The sequence below is a fragment of the Paenibacillus oryzae genome (assembly GCF_001675045.1).
Lineage (GTDB): Bacteria > Bacillota > Bacilli > Paenibacillales > Paenibacillaceae > Pristimantibacillus > Pristimantibacillus oryzae.
This window is the reverse complement of sequence record NZ_LYPA01000046.1, coordinates 134693-155677: the sequence shown is the minus strand read 5'-3', so window position 1 is coordinate 155677 and position 20985 is coordinate 134693. Positions and strand designations below refer to the sequence as shown.

The window sequence follows — 20985 nt, the reverse complement described above, 5'->3', positions numbered from 1 at the left end:
ACGTTCTCCCGGCTACCGCCATCATAGAATGACCATAAAAAAAGACCAACCAGTAATATCTGGCTGGCCTAATAATACGAAGGGGATGTCCAAAAAGTCCAGCGGAACGAACAATGATTCAGCAAAGAGAACCGGAGGGGAAAGGGCGTCTTGAGGGCGAGTTTTTTTGTCCGCTTTTATCCACTAAAAAATAGGATCAAAAAAAAGCGGACAAAAATGTTTGAGCTTCCAAGACACCCTTTTCCAGCAGGTACAGGCTTTGCTGTATCAGTATTCACCGTAACAGACAGACTTTTCGTACAGTCCCCTTATTTTCGCTTTATTGCGCAGACTCGTTCAAAATATGCTGAACTAAATCGTCCACCGGAACGGTTGCCAGCGCAATCGCCGTATCCGTTACGCCATAATAGATGTAGAGCAGGCCGTCCTTCACGACATTGCCCGTCGGGAAAATAACGTTAGGAAGCTGGAAGCCGAATTTTTCGTAATAGGTTTCCGGCTCCATAATGAAGTTGTGCGTGCGCGCAATGATTTTTTCCGGATTTTCCAGGTCCAGCAGCACGGCTCCGACGCGATAAACGATATTTTCGTCTACCCCGTGATACAGCACCAGCCAGCCCTTGTCCGTTTTGACCGGCGGCGTCGAGCCTCCGATTTTGCGGGATTCCCACGCCGGATTTTCGCCTTTAAAAAGAAGCTTGGGTTCTTCCCAGTTGATCAAATCATCGGAATACGTAATCCATACCGCCGCTTTTTCCGTGCCGTATTGCTCACCGGTATATTCCTCGGGACGGCGCAGCAGCACAAACTTTCCGTTGATTTTTTCCGGGAACAAAATATTGTCGCGGTCATTGATGTCCAGCGGCGTCGTATCGGCAACAAACTCCCAATCCACCAGATTTTGCGATTTGAGAATAGAGGAACGCGTCAGCCAATGCCCCTCCTCCTCGCCCCAGCCGTCCGGATATTCCGGAATGGAACGGGCGGGTACGCCCGCACCAGTCGGATAATAGCTCATGGCGCAAGGACGCAGCGCGTAGTTCATGTAGAACGTTCCGTCAATTTTGACCAGCCGCGGGTCCTGAACGCTTCCGTAAGGAAAACCCAGCATGTCGGGCGTTACGATTGGCTCATCCTTGACATGGGTGAAATGAACGCCGTCGTCGCTTTCCAGCAGGCCAAGGAAATTTTTGCACGGAGTCAACGATTCCGCCGTGCGCTCAATCATATAAAATTTGTCATTATCTATAATAACGGCGGGATTAAAAACGGTTACCTTGCGCCAGTCGTAGCCGCCCGGCACAACGATCGGATTGTCAGGATGTCTTGTAATTTTTATGCTTGTATTCTTGCTTGTACTCATGCTTGTTCTCCCTTTCCCGCCATCGCGGATGTTGTCAGTTTGATGCTTTTGATCTCAAAAGGCTTGAAGGAAAGCCTCAGCGTTTGACCCTCCATCGGCAAATCGGATTGCCAATCCTCCAGCACATTAACCTGTGACGCGGCAAAGCGATCCTCTCCGGCAAGTAAATGGCTGGACAGGGCAATTACCGTTTCCGCCCGGCCGCCTCCGGATTCGTACAATCTCAGCACAATGCCGGAGCCGTCCTCCGCAGGTTTGACCGTATCCAGCACAACCTGCTTCCCCGTTACGTTAATCCAGCTATGGAACGAGCCAGGCTTCTCTCCATTGGAGCTGACGGCTGAGCCAACCTTGGCGATTTCGCTGGCAACGCCGATTGGATCACGATCTGTCTTGGACGTTCCTCGGATTCCGCTGATTGCGCCAATGTCAGGCTGGACTGGACGGACTGGACAGACAGGATGGACCTCCGCTTGTCGGCCAGCGTCATAAATCCGCAACGGCTCGTTGAGCATGGCCGCTTCGCGTACGGTTCCCGCTTGCTGCCAGCCGCCTTCATGCGGATAAAGGGCATACGTAAAGAAATGCTCGCCCCGGTCGGCGGCTGCGTCCGGCCAGCTTGGCGCGCGAAGCAGCGACAGCCGCATTACGGAGTCTTTAATGTCATAGCCGTATTTGCAATCGTTCAGCAAGCTGACGCCATAGCCATGCTCGGACAAATCCGCCCAGCGGTGTCCGCATACCTCGAATTGCGCCTGCTCCCAGCTCGTATTGCGGTGAGTCGGCCTCTCCAAGGCGCCAAACGGAATTTCATAGGTTGCTTTTGCCGCATTCATCGCAAGCGGAAATGCCACCTTCAGCAGCTTGTGGTTTTCCCGCCAATCCGCAAAGGTGCGGAACTCCAGCCTTCGCTCATGTAACGGAACAACCATCTGCTGGCGGATAAGCGAGCTGCCAAGCTCCCATTCCAGCTCCACAATAATCCGGTCGCCGCTTTGCTCCAGCAGGCGCCAATCTCTCAAAACTTGAGCGCCTGCAGGACGATCCTCGTAATCCTTCGCGATATCCCAAGCGTCCCATAGCTCCGGCGTATCATGGAATAATTGAAGCTCGTTGCCGCAGCGCCCGTCTGGAACAAGCTCGCGGCTGCATTGCTTGTCGTAAAGACGGCTGATCTGTCCGTTTTCATTCAAGCGAATACTGTAATAATCCGTTTCGAGCTCAAGCAGAACAGTTGGGTATTCCAGAGAAATCGTTACGCTTTCCTGCACGGGCGCCAAGGAAGGGATAAGCTTGTTGCCTTTAGCTAAAGATTCTCCAGTCTCTCCTGCGCTTCTCTCCCGCAGCCAAATGGTCTTGCAGCCAAACGCGGGAACAGCACCAGCCATAACGGAGAGACTTGCGGCTTCTCCCTGCTTCACGGCAGGCTCCAGCTGCATGCACAGCCTGCTGCCATCCTCCCCGAAAGCCTCCAGCTCCTCCATACCCGGCTGGAACGGAAGGCTAACCCTTCCTTCCCGCTCCCAGCCAAGACTGTTGAAAACAACAAAGGCCCTTCCTTCTCCCGAGGTATCCAGTCTCTCAGCCATCATACCCATAGCTAGCTTCAAGGCCTCGTTGCCAAGCGTCATAATTTTTTCGTAATGAGCAGCCGAGGTCACATATATCTCCGGAATCGACGTACCGGGAATAATGTCGTGGAACTGATTAAGAAGAATCAGCTTCCACCCCTGCTCCAGCCGCTCCCTTGCTTCATCAAAAGCCAAGCGGTCCCGCCCGCCGGACAGGCTCAGCCACAGCTCCGCTGCCCGATACAGCCCTTCGGCCAGACGGTTGCTCCGCTTGTTCCGGGCATGGGTCGTATACGTACCCCGGTGCAGCTCCAAATACAAGTCGCCATGCCATTCCGGCAGCTTTGCCCCGCTTGCGTCTACGCCGTCAAAAAAACGTTTGGCGGTGGAATATTCCGCCTTGGGCTGTCCGGCGGCTAATGCGGAACGCTCCATATATTCCAGCATTTCATGCGTCACGCCGCCTCCGCCGTCGCCATGGCCGTACAGCAGCATAAGCTCCTCATGCTTGTCCTTCTCTCCAAACGACGCCCAATGCTCCTGCAGCTCTCTGGGGCGCGTATGCTCGTTAACGCCGTGGTTCTGGTATGCCAGGATGCGCGAGCCGTCGATGCCCACCCAGTTGAACAGGGTATAAGGAAACGGATTGGTATCATTCCAGCCCAGCTTGGTTGTCATAAAATAGTCCACGCCGGCTCCCTTAAGCAGCTGCGGCAGCGATGCGCAATAGCCGAAGGTGTCGGGCAGCCACTCGATGGAGGAGCGCTTGCCGAACTCCTTCTCGTAAAACCGTTGTCCGGCAAGCATCTGGCGAACAAGCGACTCTCCGCTCGGCATGTTCAAATCCGGCTCCACCCACATGCCGCCCACAAGCTCCCAGCGGCCTTCCGCGATGCGCTGCTTGATCCGTTCGTACAGCCCCGGATAATACTCCTTGACGAACGCGTACAGAATGGGCTGGCTTTGCGAATAGCGAAAATCGGGATAACGCTCCATAAGAGCAAGCACCGTCGAAAAGGTCCGGCTGACCTTGCGAACCGTTTCCTTGATCGGCCAAAGCCAGGCGATATCAATATGGGACTGGCCCACCATATGCATAAATCCGTTGCAGCCTGCGGCTTGTCCGGCAAGTTCCGCCGCTTTTCTCAGATCAGCTTCTGCCTGCACCAAATACGCAGGCTCGGCCACGGCATCTCCGCCTGGCTCGTATACGCGGGCAATGGTATCCTTTAGGGCTGCCTCCAGCCTCGTTTTTTGAAGATTCCCCTCCGGGAGTAAAGCCGCTGCTTCCTGCACGGCAAGCACCGTATGGAAGAGCCGGTAAACATGCTGGTTCACCTGCACCAGCGACAGCGAAATGCCGTTGATGGGCGGTTTTTGCTTCGATTGTCCATTCAGCGGATCAACCGGCTCCGGTATGGGATCGTACAGCTCGATCTCCAGCAGCAGCTCGTCTCCCGCGCGGCAGCCCGCAGGAAGCGCGACAAACCAGTGATTGGCGTCCAGGCCGTGATAGGGCTCGCCATTCAAACGCAGCAGGCCTTCACCTCCGCCATGGTAGGTAATCGCCGCTTCTCCCGGCTGCCAGCCCTCCGGCACCACAACCTGCTGACGAAGCATGTAGGTTGTGCCATGTCCGTCGGCCAAATTCGAAACGTTGGTGAGACTCCAGTCCTCCGTCAGATTTTCATAAACGCCAGGGTCCGCATAACGAAGCTTCTTCACATGCCAGCGGGACAATGGAAGCTGCTGCCTCCATTGTTGCTTCTCCAGCCAGCGGGCAAAACGCTGGAATGCTTTCAAGCCAATCTGCCTCCCACGCCGATAACGAGCCCCGCTTCCAACCCTTCGCGGCTGCTCGGTCCGACCGTTATAGTAAAGGCTCCGTCCTCCACGACGCGCTGCAGCCTTTGATCAACGAATTCCAACTGCTCTCTTCCGATGGCGAAGCGGACCTGCTTGCTTTCACCCGGCTCCAGCCACACCTTGGCAAAACCCTTCAGCGATTTTAAAGGACGGGTGACCGAAGCGGCATGATCGGTTACATAGAGCTGAACCACCTCATAACCGGCAGCCTCGCCACTATTGCGCACCTCCGCCACGGCGACGGCATAGTCCTCCGTGCCTTGCTCCGCATCCTCAATGGTCAGCCCTTCGTACTGAAACGTCGTGTAGCTGAGGCCAAAGCCAAAGGGATATTGCGCTTCAAAATCCATCTCAAGATAACGCTTGTTTCGGGTGCGCCGCTTGTAGTAATAAACGGGAAGCTGCCCCACATGGCGCGGAATGCTGACCGTCAGCTTGCCTGACGGATTGACGTCGCCGAACAAAATATCGGCCAGCGCATGGCCGCCCTCCTGACCCGGATACCAGGCTTCCACAATGGCGTCGGCATTATCCACAATCCATGGCTCCGCGATTGGCCGTCCATTAATGTAAACGACGATAAGCGGCTTGCCCAGCTTCTTCAGCTCCTGTACAAGCTCCAGCTGCGAACCAAGCAGATTAAGCGTCATTCTATCGATGCCTTCGCCGCATTCCATCTCGCTCAAGGCGTTTTCGGTCACGACCGATGCGCCCGTTACAAGATCAATAGTGCCTTCTCCAAAATCCCGGGCGCTGGAGCCGCCGACCGCCACGATGATGGCATCCGCCTGCCGCGCCTTGTCCAGAGCAGTCGCAAAGCCTGCGCGGCCTTCCTCCCGAATCCGGCAGCCAGGAGCGTATAAGACACGCTCCCGGTCGCCGCCAAGCGCGGCGCAAACGCCATCCAGCAGCGTCGCTATGTCTCCGTCCGCCTGAGGAGAGGTATAGTCGCCCAACTGGTTGTACGGCGCATTCGCGTTGGGGCCAATAACGGCGACTTTGCCGATGTCTTTGCCAAGCGGCAACGTTTGGTTATCGTTTTTGAGGAGCACGATGCCTTCGGCGGCAAGCTGGCGGGCCAGCCTGGCGTGTTCCTCGCAGCCGATGACCTCGGCCGCCTTGGCGGGATTCGCCGGCGGCTTCTGAAACAGCCCCAGCTCGAATTTCAATTGCAGCACGCGCTGAACGGCCTTATCCAGCGTTTCCTCGCTCAGCAGTCCTTGCTCCAGAGCGGACAACAAATGCTTGGTATACATTTCGCCCGACATCTCCATATCCGTCCCGGCTTCAAGCGCCAGCTTGACCGCTTCCTCGCCGTTTGCGGCTACGTTTTGCCCGTTCACAAGCAGGCCCAAAGCGCCGCAATCCGTAATGACAAAGCCGTCGAAGCCCCAATCGCCGCGCAATACCTCGTTAAGCAGATAAGGATTGCTCGTGCATGGAATGCCGTCGATTTCGTTGTAAGCCGTCATGACGGAGCGAGCTCCTGCTTCTACCGCTTTGCGGAAAGGAAGCAAATCGACCTCGTGAAGCTCGCGCAAGCCCATATGGGCCGGCTGCGCATTGCGTCCGCCCTCGGTGCTGCCATAGCCGGCGAAATGCTTGAGCGTGACCATGATGCTGTCCTCGGCGGCCAAATCGTCGCCTTGCATCCCCTCGACTGCCGCAACGCCAAACTCGGCAATCAGATAAGGGTCCTCGCCAAAGCATTCCTCCGTCCTGCCCCAACGCGGATCGCGGACAACGTCGAGCACGGGCGAATAAGTCGCCGCTCCGCCCTGGCTGCGCGTTTCAAGCGCAACCGCCCGGCACATCTCCTTGTACAGCTCCACATTCCATGTTGAGCCAAGCAGCAGCGGCACAGGGAATACCGTCGCCCCAATGGCCATATGTCCGTGCGAGCATTCTTCGCCGAACAGAATAGGTATGCCGAGCCTTGAATGCTTCATCGCGTAGTCCTGAATTTCATTGATTGCCCGGGCTCCCTGCTCCGGAGTCATGCCTGTATCGAGCGTAACCTCCGTCCAGGGGTCAGCCCTGAGCACTCCGTATAACGATCCCACGGCGCCGCTTCTAATCTGCTCTTTGAACGACTCCGTTAGCGCAATGCTTCCGTCTGCCTGCTTTTCGTAGCATTTCCAGCCAAACGGCTGGATCAATTGTCCGATTTTTTCGGCGACGGTCATGCGGGAGAGCAGCTCGTCCGCTTTGCTTCGCGCTTCGGTCCTTTTGTCCATATTCACCTGAAGGCCGCCTTTCGCCGGTAGTTATAAAATCTTGCCGGCCCGGAGACATAACCCCAAACCGGCAAGAGATGAGACGGAAAATCTTTTCACGCGCCAGCCTACACCGCTGTAGCTCTTTTGTTCAACTCATATAGAACTTTTTTTAGCTGTTTTTCCATCTGTCATAAGCAGCCTGGTAGATAGCCTGCATGCGGTCGCCGCCCATGTTTTTCAAGGTTGCGATGTAGCTGTCCCATTTGTCCAGCGCTTCCGCTCCCGTAATAAACTTGGCTTCCATCTGACGAACATAAGTTGTCAAATCGGAGGTAAGCATCGTTACCTCGCCCTGCTCGTCAGCGGTCAGGAACAAGGTTGGATAAGGGATTCTGGCGCCGTTGTCCAGCAGCTTTGTTTTGGACTCGTTGACTACCCAGTCATCGAACTCGCCCGTCAGCCCTTTTTGAATTTCGGGAATCGAAATGGTAGGAGCCGGAATGCCGTAGTTCGGCGTCAGCGTCGCGCGGTAATCCTCGCGGTCTCCGCCGCCTGGAACCGGCAAATATTTTTTGGTCAAGCTGTCGCGATCCTCGTACTCCCAGAGAACGCCCTCAGGCCCTTTGTTGAACAACATAGCGCCTTCATAGCCGTAAATGTAATCCACCCAGCGCATTGCGGCTTCAGGGTACGCATTTGTTTTGGAAATAGCGAATGCTCCCGTATTAACGCCTTTGTTTTTGGCAATGACGGCTTTGTCTACAAATTCGCTTTTGACAGGCAGGAACATCGGATCATCCATGCTGGGCTCTCCGCCAAGCGTCATATAGGCGTTCCAGTCAGAGAACAAGGCAACCTGATTATTTTGCGCCTTTGCTTTTTTCTGCTCGGCCGTTTGCGAGAACGTTTCGTGGTCCAGCAGGTCTTCCTTCCACAGGCGGTTCAGGAAAACCAGATATTCCTTGTAGCCGTCCAGCATCGGCGTGTAGTGCACAACATCGTTGTCGTCCACGAAAATTTCTTCCTCGTAGATGCCGTAAGCGCCAAGCAGCCATGTGCGAATATCGCGCAGATTTACAGAGGTAAGCGGGATTTCGTCAGCTTGTCCGTTTTTGTTGGGGTCCTCTTCCTTAACGCGCTTGAGGAACGTATACAGCTCCTCCGTCGTTTCAGGCAGCTTGTCATAGCCAAGCGCGTCCAGAAAATCTCCATTGTACCAAAGCGGATTGCGGTACCACGGCTGGTTGAACTCGATAACCGGCAGCGAGTAGATATGGCCGTCCGGTGCGGTGATCGACTTTTTCACCTCCGGATTTTCTTCCAGCACTTTTTTGATATTGGGAGCATGAGTTTCAATGAGGTCCTCAAGCGGAATAAGGATGCCTTGCTCTCCGTAGTTCATTTGCTCCGCCGGCGTCAGGCCAGCCGCATAAAACACGTCGGGATATTCGCCGCTTGTAAAAATGAGGTTTTTCTTTGTATCAAAGCTTTCTTTGGGCGCATTGTTGAAAACCATCTTGATGTTGGTCAGCTTTTCCATCTCTTGCAGCACGGCCATGTCCTTCCAGTTCTGAATCCCGACATCCGGCGCCGTCAGCGTCATCGAAATTTGTTCATTTACAATCGGGAATCCTTCTTTAGCTACCTCGACCTCTGCCGCGGGGCCCGGTTTATTGTCGGAGCTTCCGCAGCCGGCAAGCAAACCTGCGAGCATCGCCGTTGACAATAATGCAGCAGCGCCTTTTTTCAAGCTTTTCATTGTAATTCCTCCCTTTTTTTTGAACAGCTTATATATAACAAATGGACGCGGGTTAACGAGCCTCCTCAAGGGCCAGACTGCCCCCGCATGCATCTATTACCATCGTGGACGGTATTTCATGCGGAGAAAGCTAACCTTTGACGGAGCCGATCATGACCCCTTGGACAAAATAGCGTTGCAGGAACGGATACAAAATGACAACCGGCAAGGTGGATACGATAATGACGGCGTATTTGACCAGCGCCGCGATTTCGGCCTTGTTGTTCATGGCTTGGGCAATATCGCCGCTGATCGCCGCGCCCGTCGTTTCCGCGGACATCTCCTGCAGCACCAGAATTTGGCGCAGAACCATCTGCAGGGGATATTTCATTTCGTCGTTCAAATAAATCAAAGCCGGAAAATAGCTGTTCCAATGGCCGACGCCGTAGAAAAGCGCCATAACCGCGATGATGGGAGCCGACAACGGCAAAACGATTTTGATAAACAGCCGGAAGTTTGTTGCGCCGTCGACATGGGCGGCCTCCTGCAGCTCCTTTGGAATGGTGGACTGAAAAAACGTTCTGGACACGATGATATTCCATACGGATGCCGCTACCGGCAAAATCAAAGCGCCCATGGAATTGATCAGGTTCAGGTTTTTGATCGTCAGATACAGGGGAATCATGCCCCCGTTAAAAAACATCGTAACCAGAAAGATTCCCATAAACATATTCCGGCCGGCAAAATCGGAGCGGCTTAACGCGTAGGCGGCCGGCAGCGTGACAGCCAGGTTCAGCAAGGTGCCAACGCTCGTATAAAGCAGCGTATTGCCATAGCCGTTCCAAATTTTCGGATTATTAAACACCAGCTTGTACCCATCCAGCGTCAGCCCCTTCGGGAACAGCCACATTTCGCCCGAGCTGACAAACTTCGGCGTGCTGATGGAGGCGCTAACAATATAGATCAACGGATAGAGAACAATAACTAGCGCGATAATCAGATACACATAATTAAGCGCCAGAAACACCCGATCCGAAGGGGATTCTTTTATAGACTTCACCATCTTATCCTTCTCCTTCCCCTTACCACAAGCTTGTTTCGCTTGTGCGCTTGGCAATTTGGTTGACGGTAATCAGCATCAGAGCATTGATAACCGAGTTGAAAACGCCGACGGCCGTCGAAAAGCTGTATTGCTGGCCGACGAGACCCGAACGGTATACAAAGGTCGATATGACATCCGAGCTTTCCAGGTTAAGCGAGTTTTGCAGAAGCAATATTTTTTCGTAGCCCACGCCCAAAATATTGCCCATGTTCAAAATAAGCAAAATGGTAATGGTGGGAATGATCGTTGGCAGGTTGATATGGAGCATTCGTTTAAACCGGCTGGCTCCGTCCACAATGGCCGCTTCATGCAGCTGCGGATCAACCGCTGACAGAGCGGCCAAATAAATGATCGTTCCCCAACCCGCGTTTTGCCAGACGCCCGAAATGACGTAAACCGTCTTGAACCAGGCGGGATCATTCAAAAATTGGGGCGCGTCAATGCCAAACGCCTCGATAACCCGTACGATCATGCCGCTGGACGGGGACAGGAATGTAATGATCATGCCCGCCATAACGACGATGGAAATAAAATGGGGCGCGTATGTAACGGTCTGCACCGTTTTTTTGAACGCCCCGTTGCGAATTTCGTTAAAAGCAAGGGCCAATATGATAGGAAGCGGAAAGCCGACAGCCAGCTCATAAAAGCTGATGCTGAGCGTATTCCAGAGCAAATCCCAAAAATAATGCGAGTTGAAAAACCGTTCGAAGTGCTGGAAGCCGATCCACTCGCTGCCCGTTATCCCTTTAGTGGGAACAAAATGTTTGAAGGCGATCTGAATGCCGTACATGGGTCCATAATGAAATACCGCAAAATAAAGTAATGCCGGAAGGATAAATAAGTACAGCTCCCAGTTGCGCTTCACCCGTTTCCCCAAACCGCCGGACGACGATATGGCGGATACCGGAAGCGCTTGCCTTGCCTTGTCCTTCATTCCTTTCAAGCCCCTTTCCTGTTCCTGTGCCGCTCTTCCTCAAATTATAGAAGCGCTTTCCAAGCGGCAACATATGTCGTATTTGAAGCGCATACAAAAAAGGCCAAACCCCTTGATGCATAAGGGCTTTGACCATTGTCAAAACAGAAACAACACGTTTTTCAGGGCGAATTGTAAGCGCTTATGTGTTGTTTTTGAACCGCTTTCCTGTTGTGCAAATTATACATATTGCCACCTCTGCGCCCTTATGCCATCCTGTTGGGTGAATGCTAAAGCGATCATAACCAACAACCGGGAGGACCCCTTAATGACATTGCCAAAAAGCATCAGCGTTTTTCTAGACGAGGCCGACAAACGACTTGCCGGACATCCCAAGCTGCAAAAATTATTCCGCAATACATTCCCCAATACGCTGGAAACAACCGTCAAATTATTGGAGGACGGAACTACGTTTGTTTTTACCGGCGATATTCATGCGATGTGGCTGCGCGATTCCACGGAGCAGGTTCGCCATTATATTCCTTTTGCCAAGGATGATGAGGAATTGCAGAGAATTATCGGCGGCTTGATCGCCCGGCAAATCCTCTACATGAATATAGACCCGTACACAAATGCCTTTAACGAAACGGCCAATGACCGGCATTACCGCGATACCGACGATTGCAATCTGAATCCCTGGATGTGGGAGCGCAAATACGAGCTGGACTCCCTCTGCTTTCCGGTTCAGCTAATGTATGATTATTGGAAAATAGCGGGCCAAACCTCCATTTTCACACCCGAATGTTATCAAGCGTTAACCTCGATTGTGGAAGTGATGATCACGGAGCAGAAGCACGAGGAGCGCTCCGGCTATTTCTTTAGAAGGCAAACTCATCAGGAGACGGAAACGCTGCCCAATGACGGGCACGGCATGCCGTGTAACTATACGGGCATGACCTGGTCCGGCTTCCGTCCAAGCGACGATGCCAACGTGTTCGGCTATCATGTTCCTTCCAATATGTTCGCTGTTGTGGTGCTGGGCCATATTATCGAAATCGCAACGGATATTTACGGGGACAAACGTCTGGCGGAACGGGCGGAGAAGCTGCGCAAGGAAATCGACTTTGGCATTCGCCACTACGGAATTGTTAACCATCCCGTTTACGGACGTATCTATGCCTACGAAACCGACGGCTACGGCAACTATTGCCTGATGGACGATGCCGGAACGCCCGGCCTGCTTTCCATTCCTTATATCGGCTACGTTGGCGCGGATGATCCGGTTTATCAGAATACGCGCCGGTTTGCGCTCAGCTTCGATAACCCGTTTTATTTTGAAGGCAAACATGCCAAAGGCATCGGCAGCCCGCATACGCCTGGCGGCTACGTATGGCATATGGCCTTATCGATGCAGGCATTGACCTCGGACAATGAGGAGGAGATCAAGGAGCTGATTCAGATGCTGATGGATACGGACGCCGATACGGGCTTTATGCACGAAGGCTTTCATCCCGACGATCCTTCCGATTTCTCCCGCGAATGGTTTGCATGGTCCAACAGCCTGTTTGCAGCCCTTATCGTCAAGGCGATGGACGAAAATATCATTTGAGCTGATAAGCTGAATAAGTTGAACAAAAGAGCTTCAGCGGTGTATGCCGCTAAGAGGGCTTGCACCTAAAAAAGAAAAGGCAAGCGGGGGATACGTACCCAGGAACTGACCCGTCTCAGAGACGGGGGTTAGTCCCCTACCCGCTTGCCTTCTCTTATTTTCGGCGCCTTAAACGGCGCCAGCCTCGGCTTCCTCAGATATGCCGGATACAAACTCCTTGTCAATCCGCGTCGACATTTCGCGCTGGGCTTGAATGAGCTTATAATAAATGCCCTTCTTCTGCATCAGTTCGGTGTGGGTGCCCGTTTCCGCAATCCGTCCCTTCTCCAATACAATCAGACGGTCGGCGTTGCGCAGCGTGGAAAGGCGATGGGCAATCGCTACCGTCGTACGGCCGCGCGCCAGCCGCTGGAGCGCCTCCTGAATGGCCGATTCCGTCTCGATATCCAGCGAGGCCGTTGCTTCATCCAGAATAAGCAGCCGCGGATTGCCCAAAACCGCTCTCGCTATCGCCAGCCGCTGGCGCTCGCCTCCTGAGAGATTGCTGCCGTTTTCGTCCAGCATCGTATCGTAGCCATCGGCTTGCCCAATAATGAAGTTGTGCGCATTGGCGATCCGCGCCGCCTCTATCACTTCCTCGTTAGTCGCATCCGTTTTGGCATAACGGATATTATCCATAATAGACCCGTTAAACAGGAACGTTTCCTGCAGAACAACGCCGATTTGCGAACGCAGCTCCGACTGCTCGATTTCCCGAATATCAACCCCGTCAATGGTGATGACACCTTCATTGACATCATAAAACCGTGAAAGCAAATTGATCAGCGTTGATTTTCCGGAGCCTGAATGCCCTACAAGTCCAATCATTTCGCCAGGCTTTATTTCGAGGTTAATATCCCTTAACACAGCCTCATACGATTTGTAGCCAAAATAAACATCCTTAAATTGAACATGGCCTTTTATATCATGCTTGATTGGCTGGCGGGCCTCCTCCACCTCGGGACGCTCGTCAATGACCGAAAAAATCCGCTCGATGGATACGATCGCGTTGGCTACCCATCTGGGCATAAACATAAGCCACGAGATAGGTCCAAAAATCATAGAGGCGTACGCGCTGAACTGAATAAGCTCACCAATGCTCATCTCGCTGCGCAAAATCAGGTTGCACCCGATCAGCAGCACAAAATATTGGCCAAGCTGAATTAAATAGTTAGTAATCGGCGAAAGAATGCTGTACAGCTTTTCGCTTTTAAGCGTCATGGCGGCATAATTGGCGTTATATTCGCGGAATCGCTTGATTTCCCGTTCTTCCTTGCCAAATGCCTTTACAACTCTTATGCCGCTTAATACATCATGGAGAAAGGAATTGGCCTTGTCATAGACGCGCCATTGCTTATGGAACAGCCTGTTCAGTACATTTTTCCATATGTACCGGTGCAAATAAGCAACAATTGGCGCTGGCAGGAGCACCACAATAGCCAATCGCCAATCCGCCATAAACAAAAGCGTGCTGGCTGCAACCAGCATAATCAGCTGATAAACCGCCGTCGTGCACAGCTCCTGAATGAGCTGACGAATCCGCTCGGTATCGGAGGTGATCCGGTTCATCATGTCTCCCGCTCTTTGCGAGGTCATAAAGCCAAGCGACAGGCTTTGCGTCTTGTCATAGACAAGCTTGCGCAAATCGGCTGAAATGCCGGAGCTGATGCCCGCCATCATACGGTTACGGGTAATGCCCAGCAGCTCTGCGACCAGAAGGCAGCCCACCATACCCGCAATAGCGGAAAAAAATAGCGTCGTGCTTGCTTCCGTCCCAGCGGCGGGCTGCAAGGCTCCATTTATGAGCAGCTTCTGAAAATACGGTCCCAATAGCGCCAGTCCCGACGACGCAAAAAGAATGACCAATACGAGGATAAAGCTTTTCCAATGCCGCCCCGATACGGCGAACAATCGTTTAAAGGCAGCGCCTTTGTTCATACAACGCGGACATACTCGCGTTCCCGGAATTAGCGCGCCTCCGCAGGTGGCGCAGGAAGCTTCCTCCTCTCTTTTGTACATCCTCACTTTTTTGCTGCTTGCCTTATCGTTCAGCACCTGAGATAAATAGCCGTATCTGGCGGCATGCTCCATCGTCGAGCGTGCCAATATCGTTTTGCCCCCGAATAACTCGCACTCCAAAATGACATTTCCGATTAACGGCACCATCTTGTAATTCGAGCCTTCCGCAATTTCTCCGCTTTGCTTTACTTCGCCGTTTTCCACATACGCCCAGCGGCTTTCTCCAACCAAAAACCAGCCGCTCATGCGTCTGCCCAGCAGGGAAAGATTGGCGGGAATACAAAATTGTATGTCCTCTCCGACAGCGCCTTGCCCCGCTTCCCGATCATCCGGAGGAAGACTGTAATTCAAATTCATTCCTTGGTTCCCCCTTGCTACATATACAATTCGATCATCCTGTATTCTTTGTCCGACAAAGCCGTGTAGTCGGGAATAATAAAGCGATTGCCATCCACGTCCGTAATAAGAAGCCGCACCGGCGTTACCAGCTTGATTTGTCCCACGCCGCCGCGCACCGTAAATTTGACAATGCCGGAGTCCGTCTCCGCCTCCCAATAGGAATAGCCAAACTCCTCCTTGACCTTGAGAAGCTTGTTTATTTGCGGCGCAAAATACCGCACCTGCAGCTGCTGCACCAGCAATTCCGCCGTTGCTTCGTCAAAATCCTCAAGCTGCCGCACAATGCCGATTTCTTTATTTTCAATGGTGCGAATGGAAAGATAAGAAGCCCGGTTGCTGTGAGGAAAGGAGCTATGGACGTAAACGGCCTCATGCTGTTTTCCATCATGCTCCACCGCCAGCATGCCTCCTTCGGTCAACCGAAAGGACGCATTGCTCCGATCCAGAAATGTGATAGCTGCCGCTTCGGCAAGCTCCGTTATTACAGGTTCGGTACTAACCTGTTCGCTTTGTTCGGTTGCAGCCTCTATTGTTTTTGTCGTCATGCCAAAACCACCTCATTCATTTTTAAAGCCTCGTCATGCTTTTTCACTAATCCGGCATAGGAGCCGTCCTTCGCCAACAAGTCGGAGTGCGAGCCTTCCTCGACGATTTTCCCGTCCTCCACAACGGCAAGGTAATGGGCGTTCCGCAGCGTTGACAAACGATGGGCAATCGCAATGGTTGTGCGGCCCCGGATCAGCTTCTCCAGCGCCTCCTGAATTTGCACCTCTGTTTCGGTATCCAGCGAAGCGGTTGCTTCGTCGAGAATAAGCAGCCGCGGATTATGCAGCACCGCCCGCGCAATGGACAAGCGCTGCTTTTCGCCGCCTGACAGATCATAACCGCCCGTACCAACGATTGTGTCATAGCCGTCCGGCAGCTTGTTGATAAAGTCGTGGGCGCCCGCGATCCGCGATGCATAGATGATTTCCTCTATGCTGCAATCGGGATTGACATAAGCGATATTTTCGGCAATACTGCCCGAGAACACATAAATCTCCTGTGAAACAATGCCGATATGATTGCGAAGCGAGGAGGAGGATAAGTCGCGAACGTCTATGCCTCCAAACCTGACAGCTCCTTCATTCACTTCATAAAGGCGCGAAATGACATTAACCAGCGTGGATTTCCCCGCACCGGAGTGCCCCACTATGCCTAACATTTCGCCTTCCTTCACCTTCAGGTTAATCCCCTTGAGAATAGGTTTGTTAGGCTCATATCCAAACGTTACATTAGAAAGCTCGATATCGCCCTTAAGCGTGGACAGATGAATGGCGTCCTCCTTGTCCTGAACCTCCGGCACTGCATCCTGTATTTCAAAAATCCGCTGCCCCGCCGACATGCAATGCGACCACCAGCCCACAATGTTGTTCATAAATTCGATTGGCCCATACAGCATATACATGTAATAAACAAAGGTAAGCAATAGACCAAACGGCATTTCTCCCTGCATGATCATCCAGCCGCCAAAAGCCCAGATCAGCATGCCGCCAAGCTGCGTCAACACATTCAATACGGGAAAGATGGTGCCGCTCAATTTGGAGTAACGCTGTTCGGCCCCGGCATAGTTTTGGTTAACCCCGTGGAAACGCGTCATTTCCTTTTTCTCCATTCCGAATGCCTTGACAACCCGCGTTCCCTTAATGGAGTCGCTGATCATGGAGTTAAGCGCAGATACGCGCCGATGACTTCGCCACGAAAGTCTCCACAGCTTGGGGAAGGCCTTTTGAACGAGCAAAATAACGAGAGGAAGCGGCAAAAAGCAAAGCAGCGTCAGCTTCCAGTCCAGCATCAGCAAAATAACGGTTATTCCGATGATATTCATTAGATTGACAATAAAATACGATAAGCCGTCGATAAAAAAGAATTGAAGTTCGGTGGAATCGTTGTTGATTCGAGTCATCAGATGACCGGTCTGCCTGCGCTGAAAAAAGCTGAGCGACAGCCGCTGCATAGCGGTAAAAACCGCCGACTTCAAATCAAACACGACGCTAATCGCCATTTTTGCATTCAGGTAGCCATACAAAATGCCAAACAGCAGCGACAATGTTCGGAACAAAATAATGAGTCCAACAACAAGGCCGATTTGCCCGGCGAATGCTCCTTTGCCCGCCAGAGCCTGGTCAAACAGCACTGTTCCCGTCAAATAAGGAATAGCTAATGCGCAAACGGCGTTAAGCAGCATCAAAAAGATAACGATAGCGACTGTTTTTTTATAGGGAACTGCAAATTTAAGCAGCCTAGCAAAAATAGCCGACTTTTTCATGCATTTGGGACAAATGCGCCGCTCCGGCTCTGGATAAATCATTCCGCAGGCGGGACAGTTCTCCTCGGCTTCGTTTTTCTCCAGCAGCTCCGGCTCGATCTCCTCGCCTTTTTTCACCTTGTCGAACAGCTTTGACAGCAGCGAGGCGCGGCTCATTAAGCCGTTCGTAAACGCGGCTATGGCCCGCTCCTCCTTCGTTTTGACAACCAGGAGGCCGGAGGCGACCAGGTTAACGATGGATAAGCTTTCAATATCCTCCAGGGGGATATGCTCGGTTGACCAGTCATCGGCTGTGGCTGCAGCTTCGGGTTCCGACGATGAGCCGGCTCCGGGCGTAACCATTGCCAAGCTGCGGAAACGCTTGTTCTTTTTTAGCGGAAAGCCGCGAAATACCTTTTCCCCTTCCAGTTCCTTCCGGGAACATGCAATAAACAAGCCTTTTGCGGTGAGAACAAGCAGTGTATCCCGAAATCCGCCTTCGACCGAACGATCGCATAAAAGCTCATAAATAACGTCCTTCTCCGCTACTCCCATTTGCGACAGCAACTGGGCTTTGGTACGGTCTGACTGCACATCATCAACTCCATTCTGAATCAAAAAATGCAAACTAAATGCAAACCTCAAACAAAACCTCAATCATAATGCAAGCTTCAAACAAAACCTCAATTAAATCTTCAAACAAACCCTACGCAAAAAATCAACTAACCCCCAGGCATATTTTTATCAAAAAAACTTTTACCCGCATTTTCGAGCTCCATGTATTCGCTTTCACATTTCGCTGTTTCCAACGAAAATAAAAGCCGCCTACTATTCAAGCAAGCGACGTCTTGTTTTCACTTTAACCCATTTTTTTTGAAAACCATAGTTCAAAAATAACTATACGAAAAAATTACCACAAACTCATTTCGATCCCGAGCGGCAAAAATACGGTATGACCAGCATAGCGCTTGAAGCATCAGCCAACAACCAGAGAATGTCTAGATAAAACACCCGTCAAAGTATAGTTTCTGCATAAAAGCACTGCTTATAGAAGCGAGTATACTTTTGCATAAATAAGTTCCACTTGCAAATACTTGCAATATTTTAAACACTTACATGGTTGTACTTATTCAAGCGCATTCAAAGACGAGAAAGTTCTGCTTAGTCAAACACCGCTTACAAAAACGAATACACTTTTACTTAGTCGAACACCGCATATAAATCGAATATACTTTTGCTTAGTCGGACACCGCTTACAAATCGAATATACTTTTGCTTAGTTGAACACCCGATACAAATCAAATATACTTTGCTTAGTGGAGTATCATAAACTCTTTATATTTTTCATCTTATACATATTCTGCAACAAACCTGTGACGCAAGTCACATGCGGCCTTTATATAAAGTAGATACATTGCTGGACTTCGCAGTAAGGCTAATCTATACTATTCGCATAGATATATAACTGGCGTGAAGCACATGCCGCTTTGAATCGAGATAACCTGAATGACAGGTTCTTGGTCAAAGCGGCTTTTTTGTTCCCTTAATTATCATATCGAAAGGACAGTTGTCTAATGAAAAGCTTTGATGATGTATTTAATGATTGGCTGGATAAGCAAATAGCGGAAGAAAGAAATAAGCGGAGACAGGAGTTGCTTGAGAAGGGGCTGGGCCATGGGACAAAAGAATTTCTCAAAACCATTTGGTATCCTGCGGTTGGCAATTTGGATCACCTTTATCCAGAATGGGAGATGCGGGATTTCAGCAATAAATACCGGTATTTGGATTTGGCCTACATGCCCGGAAATGCCAAAGCGTGTATTGAAATCCATGGCTACAGATCACATGCCAGAGATATAGAGGCATGGCGCTTTAAGGATTTGTGCATGAAGCAAGCTTACTTAACGCTAGATGGCTGGATGTTTCTGCCAATCGCTTATTTGTCTATCGTAGATGAGCCTGAAGTATGCAAGCAATTGGTTCTTTCCTTCATCGGCAAGTTTATATCCATACCTGCATCCCCATCCTTAGGCTGGGCTGAAAATGAGGTTTTACGTTTTGCTCGGGGAATTCTGCGGCCTTTCAATTGTGAAGAAGCCGCAATGTATTTGCAGCTATCCGACAGACAGGCGCGACGAATATTGAACAAGCTTGTTTCTGATCAACTGCTGATGGCCGTCAACGCTGATAAAAAGCGATATCGTGAATTCCAGCTCACTCATTAAGTGAAATAGATGGCAGCGGACTTGCTTGACGCCAGGCGGTTAGAGTGACATCCCGGCTTGATTGGCTCCAGGGCGGGCAGAGTGACATCCAGGCTTTATTGGCGCCAGGGCGGGCAGAGTGACATCCCAGCTTGATTGGCGCCAGGGCGGGCAGAGTGACATCCCAGCTTGATTGGCGCCAGGGCGGGCAGGGGGAGGTCGCGCTTTGTTTGATGCTAGACGGGCAGATGACGTCCCATCTAGCTTGGAGCTAGGCGTTCAGAGTGACATCACAGCTTAATTGGAGCCAGAGCGGTCAGTTATGTCCGTTAGAATGTGTATTTACTTCAAAATTAATTTGTAACGGAAAAAAATGTCCGTCAAAAGCGTAAAATAGACTAATTTTCGTGAAAATCCCTCTGTACCGGACACTGATGTCTGTTAGAATTCTTAAACATGGCTAATCAGCCCTGTAACACTCATTTTTGTCCGTTAAAATTAGCTAGCTCGTAACCAGCACCAATTATGCAATTCTATATGTTTAATTGACTCATAAGACTGATTTGTCTGATATGCCCAATATGAATCGTCTGACTCCAGATGACTCATGCAAAAGATACCCATCCCCGCATATTATTGCAGCCCAGAGCTGCTAGAGCGGCCAGTGCTACTAAGCTGCTAGAGCTCTAGTGCTTCTCTAGAACTGCCAGTGCTGCTAGTGCAGCAAAGAGCTACTAGAGCTGCCAGAGCTACTCAGGCTATTAAGTTGAGATAGAAAACTTTTCACAAAAAAACCCTCTTGGTATACTCTTAGTAGACAAGCACTGCCGTTACGGCGGTATGAAAAAGGAGGGTTTTGTTATGCTGCTGCAATCCGATTTGGCGCAATCACGTATCTTTTGGGATCGTTATGAATGGCGGCTGGAGGATGACTTTTCGTACGAATGCCTGGAGGATCAGCCTATACGGATGGACGTCACTGATCATATTGCATTGCTGCTTGATCCAGGCGATGATTTTTGTTATATTTCGCTGGCGCTTCAAGAGAAAAACGACGAAGATATCGAGATCGCCTGGGATGACCAAGCCCATTTTCACCCTTTTGTCCTAAGATTCGAGGAATGGAAACTGATCTCCGAACATCTTGCCAAAAAATATGAAACGGACCTATGGATTCCGTCTTTACTGCTAAGAAGATTCGTTGGCGTGGAGAGCTGCACTAATTATGACTCCGTTTTTGCCTGGGAGCTCCACATGCGCCGCATTTCAGGCCTTTTTACAGAAGAAGAGCTGCAATGTTGGCCCAGACAGAGGGAATTTGAGGACCCGAAATTTTGGGAGAGCTGTGATCGCAAATGGGTGTACAAGGAGCCATACGGCTGGGTTTTCGAAGGAAGCACCGCTTATTCACTAAGACAATCGGAGTCCCTCTCCTTCCCATTTGAGGCATGGAATACAATGATAAATGCGATAAAAAAGCAACAATAGATTTTAAGTAAACATAATGTAGTTGAACAAAAAGAAGCAGCATCAGGCCAGAGTGTGAAGGGTTCTGGAGAAGGGAAGGCGTTCGCTTGTTTTCCCGGATTCCACCATTGAACCATTTGATTCAAGGAAATCCGGGAACAACTGCGATCAGAAGAACCTTTCAACTAT

The 20985-nt window shown here is 51.2% G+C and carries 12 protein-coding genes; 3 read left to right on the top strand and 9 right to left on the bottom strand.

What is annotated here, in order from left to right; translation table 11 throughout:
• Window positions 1–319: 319 nt before the first annotated feature.
• The 6 genes from A7K91_RS09080 to A7K91_RS09055 form a co-directional block, all read right to left on the bottom strand.
• Window positions 320–1339: a glycoside hydrolase family 130 protein gene (locus A7K91_RS09080; RefSeq protein ID WP_068681889.1), complete on the bottom strand. Its 1020-nt coding sequence runs from the start codon at window positions 1337–1339 to the stop codon at window positions 320–322.
• Window positions 1340–1359: 20 nt separating this feature from the next.
• Window positions 1360–4737 (bottom strand): alpha-mannosidase, encoded by a 3378-nt coding sequence (locus tag A7K91_RS09075; RefSeq protein ID WP_068681855.1) that lies wholly within the window; start codon window positions 4735–4737, stop codon window positions 1360–1362.
• On the bottom strand, window positions 4734–7037 hold the full coding sequence (locus A7K91_RS09070; RefSeq protein WP_068681887.1) for a glycoside hydrolase family 3 N-terminal domain-containing protein: 2304 nt from the start codon (window positions 7035–7037) through the stop codon (window positions 4734–4736). The genes A7K91_RS09075 and A7K91_RS09070 overlap by 4 nt, the downstream gene beginning before the upstream one ends.
• 151 nt (window positions 7038–7188) lie before the next feature.
• Complete coding sequence (locus tag A7K91_RS09065) at window positions 7189–8778, bottom strand: extracellular solute-binding protein (protein WP_068681853.1); 1590 nt, start codon at window positions 8776–8778, stop codon at window positions 7189–7191.
• A 130-nt stretch (window positions 8779–8908) separates the two neighbouring features.
• Window positions 8909–9820, bottom strand: a complete 912-nt coding sequence (locus tag A7K91_RS09060) for a carbohydrate ABC transporter permease (protein WP_068681851.1) — start codon at window positions 9818–9820, stop codon at window positions 8909–8911.
• Window positions 9821–9839: 19 nt separating this feature from the next.
• Entirely contained in the window at window positions 9840–10793 is a 954-nt protein-coding gene (locus A7K91_RS09055) for an ABC transporter permease (protein WP_068681849.1), read from the bottom strand.
• Window positions 10794–11100: 307 nt separating this feature from the next.
• Between A7K91_RS09055 and A7K91_RS09050 the strand changes: the two genes are divergently transcribed.
• Entirely contained in the window at window positions 11101–12381 is a 1281-nt protein-coding gene (locus A7K91_RS09050; protein ID WP_068681847.1) for a glycoside hydrolase family 125 protein, read from the top strand.
• A gap of 168 nt (window positions 12382–12549) precedes the next feature.
• Here the strand turns inward: A7K91_RS09050 and A7K91_RS09045 are convergent, their stop codons facing one another.
• Genes A7K91_RS09045 through A7K91_RS09035 form a run of 3 tightly spaced genes read right to left on the bottom strand, consistent with a single transcriptional unit; the run spans window position 12550 to window position 17719 of the window.
• On the bottom strand, window positions 12550–14796 hold the full coding sequence (locus tag A7K91_RS09045; RefSeq protein WP_068681845.1) for an ABC transporter ATP-binding protein: 2247 nt from the start codon (window positions 14794–14796) through the stop codon (window positions 12550–12552).
• Between the two features lie 17 nt (window positions 14797–14813).
• Window positions 14814–15383 (bottom strand): DUF1854 domain-containing protein, encoded by a 570-nt coding sequence (locus A7K91_RS09040; protein WP_082967324.1) that lies wholly within the window; start codon window positions 15381–15383, stop codon window positions 14814–14816.
• Window positions 15380–17719, bottom strand: coding sequence for an ABC transporter ATP-binding protein (locus A7K91_RS09035; RefSeq protein ID WP_245697354.1), 2340 nt, complete (start codon window positions 17717–17719; stop codon window positions 15380–15382). Before A7K91_RS09035 ends, A7K91_RS09040 begins: the two co-directional genes overlap by 4 nt.
• Window positions 17720–18699: 980 nt before the next feature.
• Between A7K91_RS09035 and A7K91_RS09030 the strand changes: the two genes are divergently transcribed.
• Window positions 18700–19350 carry a transcriptional regulator gene (locus A7K91_RS09030; RefSeq protein ID WP_068681843.1) on the top strand — a complete coding sequence of 217 codons (651 nt, stop codon included), beginning with the start codon at window positions 18700–18702 and terminating at the stop codon, window positions 19348–19350.
• Between the two features lie 840 nt (window positions 19351–20190).
• Entirely contained in the window at window positions 20191–20817 is a 627-nt protein-coding gene (locus tag A7K91_RS09025; protein WP_068681841.1) for a hypothetical protein, read from the top strand.
• Window positions 20818–20985: the final 168 nt, after the last annotated feature.

Excerpts from the sequence above, each read along its gene's own strand:
- A7K91_RS09070 (WP_068681887.1), bottom strand. The coding sequence starts at position 7,037 with ATGGACAAAAGGACCGAAGCGCGAAGCAAAGCGGACGAGCTGCTCTCC.
- A7K91_RS09065 (WP_068681853.1), bottom strand. The coding sequence starts at position 8,778 with ATGAAAAGCTTGAAAAAAGGCGCTGCTGCATTATTGTCAACGGCGATG.
- A7K91_RS09060 (WP_068681851.1), bottom strand. The coding sequence starts at position 9,820 with ATGGTGAAGTCTATAAAAGAATCCCCTTCGGATCGGGTGTTTCTGGCG.
- A7K91_RS09055 (WP_068681849.1), bottom strand. The coding sequence starts at position 10,793 with ATGAAGGACAAGGCAAGGCAAGCGCTTCCGGTATCCGCCATATCGTCG.
- A7K91_RS09050 (WP_068681847.1), top strand. The coding sequence starts at position 11,101 with ATGACATTGCCAAAAAGCATCAGCGTTTTTCTAGACGAGGCCGACAAA.
- A7K91_RS09045 (WP_068681845.1), bottom strand. The coding sequence starts at position 14,796 with ATGAATTTGAATTACAGTCTTCCTCCGGATGATCGGGAAGCGGGGCAA.
- A7K91_RS09040 (WP_082967324.1), bottom strand. The coding sequence starts at position 15,383 with ATGACGACAAAAACAATAGAGGCTGCAACCGAACAAAGCGAACAGGTT.
- A7K91_RS09030 (WP_068681843.1), top strand. The coding sequence starts at position 18,700 with ATGAAAAGCTTTGATGATGTATTTAATGATTGGCTGGATAAGCAAATA.
- A7K91_RS09025 (WP_068681841.1), top strand. The coding sequence starts at position 20,191 with ATGCTGCTGCAATCCGATTTGGCGCAATCACGTATCTTTTGGGATCGT.